This window comes from Thermosyntropha tengcongensis (assembly GCF_055381335.1).
The window spans coordinates 1,840,171-1,853,782 of record NZ_AP042437.1 but is presented as its reverse complement, the minus strand read 5'-3'; the positions used below and the strand labels follow the sequence as shown (position 1 = coordinate 1,853,782).

The window sequence follows — 13,612 nt, the reverse complement described above, 5'->3', positions numbered from 1 at the left end:
TAGATTTTTATAGATGATTATAACTTATTTTTATTTTTAATATAATATGGTTTGTGTTATATTGATTTTAGTAAAAAAGGGGAGGAGATTTTAAATGACGGATATTGATATTAAAGATTTTGCAAGCATCAGAGAAGTCAACCTCATGCGCATAAAGGAAGCCAGGGAAAAAGGCACGAAAGTCGTGGGGATTTACTGCACCTACTGCCCCCAGGAGCTTATCCTGGCTGCAGGAGCTATTCCGGTAGGGCTTTGCGGAACTAAAGAAGATCCGATTGCAGCGGCTGAGGAAGTTTTGCCCCGCAATCTCTGCCCGCTTATAAAATCTTCCTATGGTTTTGCGGCAACTGATACCTGTCCTTTTTTCCATTTTTCCGATGTGATTATCGGGGAGACTACCTGTGACGGCAAAAAGAAGATGTTTGAAATCATGAATGAAATTAAGCCGGTACATGTCATGCAGCTTCCCCATCTTAAAGACAGCTCAGCCGGCTTTGCCTTATGGGTGGAGGAATTAAGGAGGCTTAAAGCCTTTCTGGAAGAAATGCTGGAGGTTGAGATAAAAGACGAAGCTATATGGCAGGCTATAGACAGGATAAATGAAGAAACAAAAGCGGCCAAATCCTTATGCGACCTTAACCAGATGGATATTCCCCCTTTAAGCGGGCTTGAACTTTTGACGGTTACCTGGTCGCGCAGTTTTGTAGCTGACAAGGGAGAGGTAACCGAAATGATGGAAAGTTTTAAGAACCGGCTTTTGCAGGATGAGGAGAGAGTGAAAAAAGGAAAACCCCGGGCGCGGGTGCTTCTTACCGGATGTCCGGTAGGTTTGGGAACAGAAAAGGTTATTCGAATTGCGGAAGAGCTGGGAGCAGCAGTGGTGGCTATGGAAAACTGTACGGGGTATAAAACCCTGGAACTGCTTGCTGACCGGGAATATGATGACCCCATAGTAGCTCTGGCGCATAAATATATAAAAATCCCGTGTTCCTGCATGAGTCCCAACCGGTACCGCATGGAATTAATATCCCGCATGATAGATGATTTCAGGGCCGATGCGGTTATTGACCTTACCTGGCAGGCCTGTCATACTTATAATATTGAGGCTTATGAAGTAGAAAAACTGGTAAAAGGAAAAGGGCTGCCTTACCTGCACCTGGAAAGCGATTATTCTAATTCGGATTTGGAAACCATAAAGGTAAGAGTGGAAGCCATGCTGGAGATGATAGGGAAATGATAAGCATAGGACTTGATATAGGTTCGGTAGCAGCTAAAGGTGTAATGCTGGCGGGAAACCAAAAATTTCAGGTGGTAGTGCCTACTGGATGGAGCCCCCGGGAAGCGGGGAAAAATATCGTGAAAAATTTGCTTGAGATTTCCGGTTTCAGCCAGAGCGATATTGACCGCATAGTTGTTACCGGCTATGGGCGTATCGCGCTTAATGAAGCGCATAAGGCAGTGACGGAGATAACCTGCCATGCCCGGGGGATAGCAGAGCTTTATCCGGAAGTAAGGACTATTATTGATATTGGCGGGCAGGACAGCAAAGTAATAAGGATAAATGAAAAAGGGCGGGTAATCGATTTTGCCATGAATGACAAATGTGCTGCCGGAACGGGAAGGTTTTTGCAGGTAATGGCCAACACCCTGGGATTAGAAGTGGGCGAACTGGCTGAGCATGAAAATGTTGAAGAGATAGTGCCTATAAACAGCATGTGTACCGTTTTTGCGGAATCGGAAATTGTAAGCCTCATGGCGCGGGGCGTTCCCAAGGGAGGGATAATTGCTGGCATTCACCAGTCGGTGGCCAGAAGGGTAGCTGGCATGGCCAAAAGAGTGGGTTTGAAGGAAAAGGTGGCTTTTACCGGCGGAGTTGCCCTTAATGCAGGAATAAAAAATGCGCTTATGCGTGAACTTGGAGTTGATATAATAGTGCCTGAAATATGCCAGTTTACAGGAGCTCTGGGAGCAGCACTCTTAGCCAGAGAAGCATCATAAGTCAAAAAAGGAGGTTTTTTTGTGCTTGATAAAGAAATGCTGGTTGTAGATATCGTGGAAAAATTTCCCGCTGCGGAAAAGGTATTTAAACAGTATGAGGAGAAAACAGGCAGCTGTATAATGTGCTCCCATCTTTTTAATACCCTGGAGGCAGTAAGTAAAGATTATAATCTAAACCTGGATGAATTGTTAAATGAATTAAAAAAGGCTGTGGAAAACAGCGAAAACTAGATTTTACAGGAGGTTTTGCAGGTGGAAAGGATAGTTGATGCCCGCAATCTTAACTGTCCCCAGCCGGTTATCCTGACCAAGAAGGTTATGGATGAAGATGATGGGAATTTAGAGATAATAACTATAGTGAACCAGCAGGCGGCGCTGGAGAATGTAAGCAAACTGGCAGCCCGGCAGGGTTATCAGTATAAAGTGGAAGAAAAGGATGGCGATTTTTATATATATATGAAAAAGATGGCCCAGGATGATGAAAAAGCAGAGGAAAAGAAGGATATTGCTGTTCTTATAAAAAGCCGTCTGTTTGGAGAAGGGGATGAACAGCTGGGGGAAGTGCTCATGAAGAGCTTCCTTTATACCCTGACGGAACTGAAGGGAGAAATAAAACATATAATTTTTATGAACAGTGGGGTGTTTTTAACCTGTGAAGGTTCCCCGGTGCTTGAGCATCTCAAGGCTCTGGAAGCTGATGGGGTAGAAATACTTTCCTGCGGCACCTGCCTTGATTTTTATAACTTGAAAGATAAACTGCAGGCAGGCGGTATCACCAACATGTACTCAGCAGTGGAGATTTTAACTTCAGCAGGCAAGAGCCTTGTCATATAGGTATAAATATAAGGGAGAGATGCTTACCTTGGATATAATTTATATGGATAATGCGGCTACCACTTATCCCAAGCCGGAAAGTGTGTACCAGGCAATAGATTATTTCAACCGTTTCCTGGGGGCTAACCCTGGAAGGGGAAGTAATCAAAAGGCCCTGAAAGCAGGTTCTGTTCTTCTGGAGGCCAGGGAAAAGCTGGCTTCCCTTTTTAATATAGAAGATAGTTCAAGGATAGCTTTTACCCTCAACATAACCGATGCCTTAAATATGGGGCTTAAAGGGATTTTAAAACCTGGGGACCATGTAATAACTACCAGTATGGAACATAATGCCGTAGCCAGGCCTGTTTTCAGCCTTACCAGACAGGGTGTAGAATGGACGGCCGTCAGCTGCGATTCTGATGGGAGCCTGGATCCTGACAGTATAAGGAAGGCTATAAAGCCCAATACCCGTATTATATGTATCCTGCATGCTTCCAATTTGACAGGGACTATTATGCCGGTTGCGGAAGTAGGCAGGATTGCCCGTGAGAATGGAATTATATTTATGGTAGATACCGCACAGACGGCGGGAGTTTTGCCGGTAGATGCAAAAGGGCAGCATATAGATATTCTTACATTTACCGGACACAAGGGGCTTTTGGGGCCGCAGGGAGCAGGTGGCATATATGTAAGGCCAGGTATAGAAATAAAGCCTATGCGTGAAGGGGGAACCGGTTCACTTTCGGAATATCTGGAGCAGCCTGATATAATGCCGGATCTTCTGGAAAGCGGTACCCCTAATACCCCGGGGATAGCCGGGCTTTTAGCCGGAGTTCAGTTTATAATGGATACCGGGCTTGATAATATAAGGAAACATGAACAGAAGCTTATGGACATTCTTATAGCTGGATTTAAAGAAATACCTGGAATTGAGATGTATGGCCCCCTTGATGTGCAAAGGCAGACAGCGGTTTTGGCTTTTAATATCAAGGATATGGACTGTGGGGATATAGCCTTAAGCCTTGATTATGAATATGGCATCATAACCAGGGCAGGTCTCCACTGTGCCCCTCTGGCTCATAAGACTATTGGCACTTTTGAAAGGGGAGCCTGCCGTTTAAGCCCGGGATATTTTACTACCGAAGAAGAGATAGAAAAAGTGATAAAGGCAGTATATGAGATAGCAAAGCGCTAGATAAATGCTGGCGCTTTTTTATTTTTAAAGAAAGGCCTAAAAATTTTTTATTACGTTAATATTCCTCCTTGCCCTATACCCCCATAAGGTATATAATGAAATTGAAAATAGATAATTAAATAATGAACAGGAGGAGTTTGCAATGCGGGATAAAGGGAGCATAATAAAAGAATTTTCCCCGGCCTGGTTTGCAGCTGTAATGGGGACCGGAGGGTTGGCCAATGTAGTTTTCCTGTGGGGCCATAAATGGCCGATAGCTTATAAGATAGGTTTGCTTCTGGCCTATTTTAACCTGGCCTTTTTTGTGGTGCTTTTTATCCCCTGGCTTGTGCGCTGGTTTGTTTACCGGGAAGAAGTGCAGAAAGATTTAAACCATCCGGTTTTGCGCAATTTTTTTATGACTTTTCCTATTGCGGTAATGGTTATTGGCATTAATATAAATATTATGTCTTTAAAAGGGTATTTTTCTCCCGGTTTTACTTTTAACACTTTGTTGCTGACCTGGCTGATTGGCATCATAGGAGCGGTAATTTTTGGAGTGTGGGCAACTTTTATCATGATGAGAGAAGAGAATATTTCTCCCCAGATGATGAATTTTGTCTGGTTTATTCCTCCCGTGGGAAGTGTTCTGGTACCTCTGGTAGGAAATCCCCTGGTAGCTATCCTGCATGAAAAAGGGTCTATATGGGTGCAGGATGTATTTTTGCTGAATGTTACATTTTTAGGAATAGGCCTTTTTCTTTTCTTTTTCATAGGGGCAGTTATTTTTAACCGTATGGTTCAGCATCCCCTTCCTCCTGCTGGAATGGCACCAAGCTTCTGGATTCTTATAGGGCCTATTGGTGCAGGAGCGGTGGCCCTTATATCTACAGCAGAGACAGCTGTTAGGTTAGGAATTATAAGCAATACTGGCACGGTATGCGTACTGGGAATTGTTTTGTGGGGATTGGGATTTTGGGCTCTGCTGCAGAATATTGTAATAACAAGGCATTACCTGAGACAGGGACCTATACCTTTCAGCCTTTCCTGGTGGGCTTTTGTGTTTCCGGTAGCTATATATACCATGGCTACTATCCGCATAAGCCATTATGTAAATTCGGTATTAATCCATTATTATGCAGGATTACTGACTTTACTGCTTATCTTCTTCTGGCTTATTTCTTTTGTTCGCACGATAAAGGGAGTTATGGACAGGAGCATATTTACTGCCCATGCCCCTTCTCCTCCTGAGAATACTTAAAATGCTGCTGTTTTATTTTCATAAATTAAAAAATTAAAGGGTCAAATAGGGTGGATAGGAATATAAGACAATAAAATAAAGTTTTCAGGTTTGATTTTTATATAAAATTTTGACGGGGTTTAAATATTGTTTTTTATTTTCTGTTTTGTTTTTGCAAAATTATGGTTTCGCTTTGATTATCTGTTGTTATAATTAAAACTGCCTGTTCTATTTTTTTGAATCTTAATATTCCTTGCGAAGAATTGGTTTCAATAGTTATTGTTTTTTCTGGTTCACGAAATCCGCTTCCCCCTATTTCGCCTATGCGGTAACTATATTTTAACAACTTTGTGGAAGTTAAAGAGGGGTATGGTTTTATATTATCAATTTTTATTTTTATATTGTAAGGAGTATAATAATAATTGCGGTCGTTTTTGTGAGTTATTTTTACTTTGCCATTAATATCTATTCGGGCCTGCCAATGTTTGCTTTTGCCAGTGTAAACGAATTGTAGCTCCTGGTTTGTGTTTTTAAAGTTATGGATTATAAAAAGAAATACAGCCAGAATTATTATGATTATGGTATATAAGGTGATTTTAATTTTTTTATTATACATAAATTATTCCTTCCCAAGGTGTTTTTATACAGATTTGATAAAATTGTTATATCCAATCTCCATATGATGTACCCAGTTTCCATTCTGCATAATTATAATCGGTATATCCTGAGCCGTTTCTTTTAATATAAATATAGGTTCTTGCTGATATACCGCTAAAACCGTCTTCTGTTACATAGTAGTAATTATTGGGAAAGCCAGAGGTAGAATAGGTAGTTCCAACTGCAGGGTTTTGTTTTATATATTTTTGTAGGTTTTTTGTTACTTTATTTCCTTTAGGAGGTTGTGCGTTAGGATAGTATTCTCCATGGCCTTCACAGCCTAATGTTAATTTGGTTACTATTATTTGTGGATCAGTTTTTCTAATTATTCCTCCCTTTACTCCAGTAATTTTATAACAGTATCTTATATGAGGGTCTGGGCATGATTGTTTATCATATACTGCTGTTACAAAAAAAGTGACATCACAAAAAATTTCTTGGTGGGTGTCTTCGAGAGTTGTGCGGATTTCTTGCGTTTCAATAATTGTTGCTTTATATGTGGTAGAAGATATTTTTCTTATATCTACTATTACTGATTTTGGTTTTAAGGAATTGGTGTTTTGCTTACATATTATATCAGTAATTTTTAAGTCTGGATCTTCCAGTTGGGGCATAACTTTCCCGGTAAATATGTCCATGGCAAATTGTGATTCTTTGTCTAGTTTCGGAATATCTGAATTCTGGGCTGTAACGGGTTCTATTTGCGTTAGAATAAGGGGTAGAGTTAAAAAAGCTATTAAAAATAAATTTAATTTTTTCATAAAAGATTTTTTCATAACATGCCTCCTAATTAAATTAAAAACGTATTATTTCTTTATTGATATTTTTAAAATCATTATACAAAAAATAACATATGTATCAAAAAAAAGCAAGATGAAACAGGGGGACGGTTCTCTGTTTCAGTTTATACGGAGGAGAGCTGTTTGGACAGGTATTTTGATTTGACGGGAAAAATTGCATTAATTACCGGAAGCAGCCGGGGAATTGGTGCCGGCATAGCAGAAGAACTGGCCAAAGCAGGGGCCAGGGTAGCCATAAATTATAATGCTTCCCGGGAGAGAGCGTTTGAACTGGCAGATAGGATAGAAAAAGCAGGTGGAAAAGCGCTGGTTGTCAAGGCTGATGTAGGAGATGCAGAAGAAGTAGATTTTATGTTTGGCGAAGTAGAAAGATTATGGGGAGAAGTTGATATACTGGTGAATAATGCCGGGATTTCCCTGCGCAGGCTAGTTACTGATACCAGTGAAGAAGAGTGGGACAAGGTTATTAATACCAACCTTAAAGGGGTTTTCCTCTGCTGCCGGAGAGCCTTGCCGGCCATGATAAGAAAGAGGTATGGGCGCATAATTAATATTTCTTCTATCTGGGGGATTGCTGGCGCTTCTATGGAGGCAGCTTATGCTGCTTCCAAAGGAGGGGTTATAGCTTTTACAAAATCTCTGGCTAAAGAAGCAGGATATTCAGGTATTACCGTTAATGCCATAGCACCCGGGGTTATAAAGACAGATATGCTGGAAGAAGAATTAACAGCAGAGGAAATAGAAGATTTAAAAGGAGAAATACCTTCCTTAAGGCTGGGAACTCCTGAGGATATTGCCTGTCTTTGCCTTTTTCTGGCATCTGACAGGGCTTCTTATATAAATGGCCAGGTTATTACCGTAGATGGAGGATTTTTAACTGTATAACCCTTAATTAAGGAAGGATTTTGTATACGGGAAGCGAATAGTGAAGGTAAGAATTTGTGCCGGGGGGCTTTTTATGCGCAGGGTACTGGTTATTAATGATTCCCGGCTGGAAAGGTATATCTTGAAAGACCAGCTGGCCAGGCTTGATTTTCAGGTAGAGGCGGTAGACGAGTATTATTGCCTGCAAAATATAAAAAATTTTTCTCCCGAAGCGGTTATTGTAAACCTGACTATGCGCAATATAAGCGGAGATGAGCTTATAAAACTGATAAAAGAAGAATGGCCGGGTATAAAGTGTTATCTTTCCTCCTGCAATCACCTGAATCTGGATGACTATCGAGCTAAAGGAGTAGATGGGGTATTGAAAACCCCAGCCACCCTGGAACAGTTGAAGATGCTTCTTGCCGAAGAAAAGATAAGTTTTCGCTTTTGCCCCTATTGCGGACAGGATTTGACCAGGGAAGGAAAGAGTTATTTCTTCTGTCCTTTTTGTGGGGCCAGGTTGTAACAAAATTTTGTTTGCTGATAATTTATTTTAAAGAAGGAATTTTTAAATAGGAAATAGAATACCTCCTTAAGAATAAAAATAGGAGGTATTTTTTTATGAAAATAGCTGCTGTTTATGGTTCGCCGCGCAGGGGAAAAATATCCAAGACTTACTGGCTTTTAGATGCTTTTCTTAATGGCTGCCGGGAAGAAGGAGCGGAGGTTGAACTTATTAACCTTAATGAATATGATATAAAATTCTGCACCGGCTGCTATACCTGCTGGACAAAAACCCCTGGGAAATGTGCGCTTAAGGATGACATGCCCAAGATTATCGAAATCCTTAAAGAAGCGGATCTGGAAGTATGGGCTTTTCCCATGTACTTTTTTGGGCCTACCGCTTTATTTAAGAATTTTTTAGACCGGACCATGATTTTTGCCGAACCCTTCTTTGAACTTAAAGATGGCATATGTACCCATCCTTTGCGTTATGGGGAAAAAAGCAAAGACAAGATTATAATATCGGTATGCGGATTCCCGGAAATGGAGCATTTCAAACCTATTCATGAATGGCTGAAATTTATGGAAGGCCGGGGATTTATGAATATAAAAGCGGAAATATACAGGCCAGCAGCTGAGTTTCTGGTAGCTCCTCCTTTTAAGGCGAAAAAAGAAGAGATACTGGCAGCTATGCGGGAGGCAGGAGCGCAGTATGTAAGAGAGGGAGCTATAAAAGAAGAAACTATGAAGGTTATCCAGCAGGATTTTATAGACCAGGAAACTTTTATAAGAGAAGGCAATAAATACTGGCAGTGGGAAATTGACCGGTGGAAGGAAAAGAGAGAAGTAGAGTAAAACCAAATAAATATGGTATATTAGCTGTATAGAAGGGATACCTTCTATACTTTTTTATTGCCTTGAAAATGGAGGACCAGTATATGCCAAGATATGAAAATATATTATTTGACCTGGATGGCACTTTAACTGACCCCAGGCTGGGAATAACCAGATCGGTACAGTATGCCCTAAATAAAATGGGGATAAAGGAGAATGATTTGGACAAACTAACCAGATTCATAGGGCCTCCTTTAGCCTATTCTTTTCAGGATTTTTACGGTTTTGACGAAAAAGAGGCCTGGCAGGCGGTAGAGTTTTACCGGGAGTATTTTGCGGTAAAAGGTATTTTTGAAAACAGGGTTTATGAAGGGATACCTGAGCTTTTACAGGAGTTGTATGACTGCGGTTTGACTCTGGCAGTGGCCACTTCCAAACCGACTGTTTTTGCGGAAAAAATACTGAGGCACTTTGCAATAGATAAATATTTTGCAGCAGTGGTAGGCAGCCACCTGGATGGCAGCCGGGTGGATAAAGGGGAAGTGATAGAGGAAACCTTGAAGGTCCTGGGAATAGACGATGCAGGCAAAGCGGTCATGGTAGGGGACCGCAAACATGATATTATAGGGGCTCACCGCAATAATGTAAAAGCAGTAGCAGTAGGCTACGGCTACGGATGTGAAGAGGAGTTCAGGCAGGCAGGTGCTGATTATGTGGTATGGACGGTAGAAGAACTCAAAATATTTTTACTGGGAAATGAAATAAAGGCAGGGTTTTAGCCTGCCTTTGTGCAAGATAAGGGCAGCTCTTTATATGCAATTTTCGCCTGGCTTATTAGCTGCTGCTTAAAACTATCCCCGTTCTTTTCTTGGGTAGCCGCATCAAGCTGTTTCTCCATTTTTCCTGTTCTTTTTCCCCTGACTGATGCAGGTTAGCCAGAGCCAATCCTTTTAATCATATTGATATTTTACTTCCTTTGCAGCTCAAAATTTTCTTCCTTTCCCTTCCACTCGATTCTAAGGTTTATATGGTCTTCAAAATTGCTGGGCATAAATCCTCCCTGGCTTGACGTATATGAAGTGATACTTTTAGTCGCTCTGTCCAGGTGGCGTCTGCCACTGACGCTGTTTCCAGGCATTTGATAGCTGAAAAAAACTTCTCCTATGTCCTCTGGATTTGAACCGAGGTATATTATCTCCAGAAATTCTGATACTTCATCTTCTTTGATAGTCATTACTAACTGGGCTTCCCATTTTTGTCCTTTACCAGTAAAAAATATCTTTTTATTATCATTATGGTATGTATAAACACTATATATAGTTAGGATAAGGATAGATATAACTGTTAGCAGCCATAAAAAAGCCTGTTTTTTCATTAGTTTTTTTAGCCTCCATAACTCCAGTCCTGCAAACCATACTCTTGTATTCTGATTTCCAAAGTCCAAGGATTAGAAGACCCACGCTTTATTTTAATATATGTTCCACCCATTTGTCCCATAATAGGGGTTTGAGCAATATACTCGTTGCTCCAGTAGGGACTTAATGTATACCATTGCCCAGTATTATCAATATTTCTAGCAGCAAAAGCAGTACTAAAAGGAGAGTTGCCTATCGTAGTGCCGTTATAAGTTTCACCAAAAGCTCTAGCATATACTTTTGTAGTAATATATGTTACAGTATTATCTAACCTATCATATCTACCTTCCCATTTAGATATTCTGTTGAATGTAACTCCATTTCTAGTCTGACTTCCTGTAAAATATGCTCTTACATAGGCACGGGTTGTTATAGCAGGATCAGTTCGATTTTTTTCATCTGTATATGAGTCAGTAGCTAAGACTGTGATTAGATAAATATTTTCTATTTGATTAGTTTGGAGGTTTAAAATATCTCTAAATTTTTCCTTAATAATATAACAATTAATTCTTTGTCCATTTACAAAAGCAGATATCTTTTCGCCTGTTGGTAACTCATCAGATATTTGGGGATATTTTAATATGTTATTTAAATTATTATCATGTTGGTACTCTTTTAATATAATTTTTTTATCAGAATCATACAAATTTTTTTCTAATCCGAAGGCTGAACAAGGATTAGAATAAATAGCTAAAAAAACTATCAAAAATACCGTTACTAATTTTCTCATTTACCTATCACCGCCCCTTTTATACAAATTAATTAATTTTAAAAATAAGCAATCTGCTCTCTCCTTTATTTGTTAAATTTAGAAAAATTATAAAATATTTTCCTTCCCAAAACAGGTTTATAAGAGTGTTTGGTTGAAATTTGGGATTGAATTGTATACTTTACGAAATAGTTATGAGGAAAGATTCTGCGCTAGTACCTAGCTTGGACAGAAAAACTAAAAGTCAATAAATATTTTGAGGAATATTTATTGAGCTCAGGAAAGACTTAAATGCCAAAGAAATGTTTTTAGTTAATCTGGTGGGGAATTATTTATAAAAATTAAAGGGGGATATAAATTTTATCTAATGGGGATAGAGAAAAATTAAATTACATATATATAAATCATCAAAAAATGGCATAAACTCCCCAGCAGGATGAAAATGTGGAAAATCTCATGAAAACCCCATATTTTCGAACTTATATGAGGCCATTTAAAAGCATATATTATTCCCCCGATGGTATAAAAAAGCCCTCCCAAAAGGAGAAAAGCCATGCCTTTTATGCCCAGCACGTTAGATAAAGGAACTAGTGCTATGATGGCCAGCCAGCCCATGATTATATAGAGCAGGGTGGAGAAAATGCGTGGCATATTAAAAAAGAAAAGTTTAAGCATTATGCCGATCAGGGCAAAGGACCATATGGCTATAAGCAAGCCTTTCCCCCACCATCCAGGCAGGGCTAAAAGGCACAAAGGGGTATAGGTGCCGGCAATAAGCACATATATCATCATGTGGTCAATGCGGCGCAGAACCGCAATAATTTGGGGAGCATGGTTATACATATGGTAGACCCCGCTGGCAGTATAAAGCAGAATAAGGCTTATGCCAAAAACCAGAGCAGATATAAGGTATTTGTTGCTGCCGACAGGTAAACTTTTTTTCAGCAGGAAATATAATCCCACCACAGACAGTAGTGCTCCTATAAAGTGGGATATACTGCTTACCGGGTCGCGGAAAGTTTTATATATAAAGCTATGGGCCGGTATGATGGCAGAACTGCTGGTCTGGGAATTAGAAGCTGTCATGGTTTTTCTTCCTTTCTGTATCATAAGTTTAAAATTAACGGCTGCTGCTGTTTAATTATAAACTATTGCCAAAATAATGCAACAGCAGGCAAAGTGATTTTGCCAGCAGATAGTGGAGGATTTTATATGGCAGAATATGAAGTTATACTTTTTGACCTGAATGGCACTTTAACTGACCCTAAGCTGGGGATAACCAGATCGGTACAGTATGCCTTAAGTAAAATGGGGATAGAAGAAAATGATTTAGAAAAGCTCACCAAATTTATAGGGCCTTCTTTTCTCCATTTTTCCTGTTCTTTTTCCCCTGACTGATGCAGGTTAGCCAGAGCCAATCCTTTTAATCATATTGATATTTTACTTCCTTTGCAGCTCAAAATTTTCTTCCTTTCCCTTCCACTCGATTCTAAGGTTTATATGGTCTTCAAAATTGCTGGGCATAAATCCTCCCTGGCTTGACGTATATGAAGTGATACTTTTAGTCGCTCTGTCCAGGTGGCGTCTGCCACTGACGCTGTTTCCAGGCATTTGATAGCTGAAAAAAACTTCTCCTATGTCCGTATTACTCAAAGGTGGCAAAATCACGGGATGATGAAAAAGGCAGGTTTTAACCCGCCTTTATTTAACGAAGAATGGATTAATTTATATATTCGATTTTAGCCTGCTTAATGAGTTTTTGTTTAAAATCATTCCAGTTCTGTTCTCGGGCTGCTGCATTTATCTGCTCTCCGCTTTTTTCTTCCTGTTCTTTTTCAATTGTACTGCGCAGGTTAGCTAAAGCCAGGCCTTTTTGGTAACCTTCGATATTTTGGGAGAAAAATTCATCGATAGTAAGCCCCTGGCCTTTTATATATTCAAGTATAAGGTCAGCATTTTCCGGTTTAGGGTGGGAAGTAAGCATCTGTTTTTGCTGCTGGGCAAATGCTTCTGCTTCTTTAAGGTCAGGAACCAGATGGCGTTTTTTGGCTTCTTGATAAAGCACCTGGGTTTCGATAAGCTTATTTATTATTTCTTCATCGGTTGCCTTTATTCCCCCGGCTTCCAGCAGTATTTTCTGAATATTAAAATCTTTACGGGTAATTGGCTCACCATTGACGAGGAGTATTACCTGTTCGTTTTCTTTATGGTTTTTCTCCCAGGCTATTTTTTCCCCCAGCTGGAAGAAGGGGGATATGGCTGTAAGCTTGCCAGATGCCAGGGAAAAGGTTATGCCAGCTACCAGGACAGGAATGATTATTAATAGGCTTTGCTTTGCTTTCATCTTATATTCATACTCTCCTTTCTTAACTGTTAACTCAGCCTGAGGAGGGATTATAGAAGATGTGTGTATAATTAGGATATGAATTTGAAGGAAAAGTCTCGGATGAATGCCACCATGAGTTAACGATTGTTTTGCATGTATAGTTTGAATTAAACCACTTGTTGCAATTGTTTTTTTCACCGTAGTTATCCCACCTTTGCCAGTTGGAAGATATTAAAATGGGAAAGTAAGATAAACTTGTTTGAGGGTAAGTTATA

The 13,612-nt window shown here is 39.9% G+C and carries 17 protein-coding genes and 1 pseudogene; 11 read left to right on the top strand and 7 right to left on the bottom strand.

Annotation, left to right across the window (positions count from 1 at the left end; genetic code table 11):
* Positions 1–94 precede the first annotated feature (94 nt).
* The 6 genes from ACZ42E_RS08970 (at position 95) to ACZ42E_RS08945 (ending at position 5,246) form a co-directional block, all read left to right on the top strand.
* Positions 95–1,237: a double-cubane-cluster-containing anaerobic reductase gene (locus tag ACZ42E_RS08970; RefSeq protein ID WP_464891991.1), complete on the top strand. Its 1,143-nt coding sequence runs from the start codon at positions 95–97 to the stop codon at positions 1,235–1,237.
* Complete coding sequence (locus tag ACZ42E_RS08965) at positions 1,234–1,998, top strand: acyl-CoA dehydratase activase (protein WP_464891990.1); 765 nt, start codon at positions 1,234–1,236, stop codon at positions 1,996–1,998. The genes ACZ42E_RS08970 and ACZ42E_RS08965 overlap by 4 nt, the downstream gene beginning before the upstream one ends.
* A gap of 21 nt (positions 1,999–2,019) precedes the next feature.
* Positions 2,020–2,229: a hypothetical protein gene (locus ACZ42E_RS08960; RefSeq protein WP_464891989.1), complete on the top strand. Its 210-nt coding sequence runs from the start codon at positions 2,020–2,022 to the stop codon at positions 2,227–2,229.
* A gap of 21 nt (positions 2,230–2,250) precedes the next feature.
* Positions 2,251–2,832 (top strand): sulfurtransferase-like selenium metabolism protein YedF, encoded by a 582-nt coding sequence (gene yedF, locus ACZ42E_RS08955; protein WP_464891988.1) that lies wholly within the window; start codon positions 2,251–2,253, stop codon positions 2,830–2,832.
* 19 nt (positions 2,833–2,851) lie between these two features.
* Positions 2,852–4,006 carry an aminotransferase class V-fold PLP-dependent enzyme gene (locus ACZ42E_RS08950; protein WP_464891987.1) on the top strand — a complete coding sequence of 385 codons (1,155 nt, stop codon included), beginning with the start codon at positions 2,852–2,854 and terminating at the stop codon, positions 4,004–4,006.
* Between the two features lie 142 nt (positions 4,007–4,148).
* Positions 4,149–5,246, top strand: coding sequence for a TDT family transporter (locus ACZ42E_RS08945; protein WP_464891986.1), 1,098 nt, complete (start codon positions 4,149–4,151; stop codon positions 5,244–5,246).
* Positions 5,247–5,379: 133 nt separating this feature from the next.
* Here the strand turns inward: ACZ42E_RS08945 and ACZ42E_RS08940 are convergent, their stop codons facing one another.
* Both ACZ42E_RS08940 and ACZ42E_RS08935 read right to left on the bottom strand, forming a co-directional pair.
* Positions 5,380–5,841 (bottom strand): hypothetical protein, encoded by a 462-nt coding sequence (locus tag ACZ42E_RS08940; RefSeq protein ID WP_464891985.1) that lies wholly within the window; start codon positions 5,839–5,841, stop codon positions 5,380–5,382.
* A gap of 46 nt (positions 5,842–5,887) precedes the next feature.
* Positions 5,888–6,658 (bottom strand): hypothetical protein, encoded by a 771-nt coding sequence (locus ACZ42E_RS08935; protein ID WP_464891984.1) that lies wholly within the window; start codon positions 6,656–6,658, stop codon positions 5,888–5,890.
* Positions 6,659–6,805: 147 nt separating this feature from the next.
* Here ACZ42E_RS08935 and ymfI point away from each other — a divergent pair, with 147 nt between their 5' ends.
* From ymfI to ACZ42E_RS08915, 4 genes are all read left to right on the top strand, one after another.
* On the top strand, positions 6,806–7,567 hold the full coding sequence (ymfI, locus tag ACZ42E_RS08930; RefSeq protein WP_464891983.1) for an elongation factor P 5-aminopentanone reductase: 762 nt from the start codon (positions 6,806–6,808) through the stop codon (positions 7,565–7,567).
* A 40-nt stretch (positions 7,568–7,607) separates the two neighbouring features.
* Positions 7,608–8,075 carry a response regulator gene (locus ACZ42E_RS08925; RefSeq protein ID WP_464891982.1) on the top strand — a complete coding sequence of 156 codons (468 nt, stop codon included), beginning with the start codon at positions 7,608–7,610 and terminating at the stop codon, positions 8,073–8,075.
* Between the two features lie 95 nt (positions 8,076–8,170).
* Positions 8,171–8,908 (top strand): flavodoxin family protein, encoded by a 738-nt coding sequence (locus ACZ42E_RS08920; RefSeq protein WP_464891981.1) that lies wholly within the window; start codon positions 8,171–8,173, stop codon positions 8,906–8,908.
* Positions 8,909–8,991: 83 nt separating this feature from the next.
* Positions 8,992–9,666 (top strand): HAD family hydrolase, encoded by a 675-nt coding sequence (locus tag ACZ42E_RS08915; RefSeq protein ID WP_464891980.1) that lies wholly within the window; start codon positions 8,992–8,994, stop codon positions 9,664–9,666.
* Positions 9,667–9,854: 188 nt separating this feature from the next.
* Here the strand turns inward: ACZ42E_RS08915 and ACZ42E_RS08910 are convergent, their stop codons facing one another.
* From ACZ42E_RS08910 to trhA, 3 genes are all read right to left on the bottom strand, one after another.
* Complete coding sequence (locus tag ACZ42E_RS08910; protein WP_464891979.1) at positions 9,855–10,262, bottom strand: hypothetical protein; 408 nt, start codon at positions 10,260–10,262, stop codon at positions 9,855–9,857.
* A gap of 8 nt (positions 10,263–10,270) precedes the next feature.
* On the bottom strand, positions 10,271–11,032 hold the full coding sequence (locus ACZ42E_RS08905) for a hypothetical protein (protein WP_464891978.1): 762 nt from the start codon (positions 11,030–11,032) through the stop codon (positions 10,271–10,273).
* 363 nt (positions 11,033–11,395) lie between these two features.
* A complete protein-coding gene (gene trhA / locus ACZ42E_RS08900) occupies positions 11,396–12,040 on the bottom strand; it encodes a PAQR family membrane homeostasis protein TrhA (RefSeq protein WP_464893520.1) in 645 nt (214 codons plus the stop codon).
* 183 nt (positions 12,041–12,223) lie between these two features.
* Between trhA and ACZ42E_RS08895 the strand changes: the two are divergent.
* Positions 12,224–12,370: pseudogene (locus ACZ42E_RS08895) on the top strand (HAD hydrolase-like protein); the annotation flags it as partial.
* A gap of 81 nt (positions 12,371–12,451) precedes the next feature.
* Here the strand turns inward: ACZ42E_RS08895 and ACZ42E_RS08890 are convergent.
* Entirely contained in the window at positions 12,452–12,673 is a 222-nt protein-coding gene (locus ACZ42E_RS08890; RefSeq protein ID WP_464891977.1) for a hypothetical protein, read from the bottom strand.
* Positions 12,674–12,731: 58 nt separating this feature from the next.
* Complete coding sequence (locus ACZ42E_RS08885) at positions 12,732–13,355, bottom strand: hypothetical protein (protein WP_464891976.1); 624 nt, start codon at positions 13,353–13,355, stop codon at positions 12,732–12,734.
* Positions 13,356–13,612: the final 257 nt, after the last annotated feature.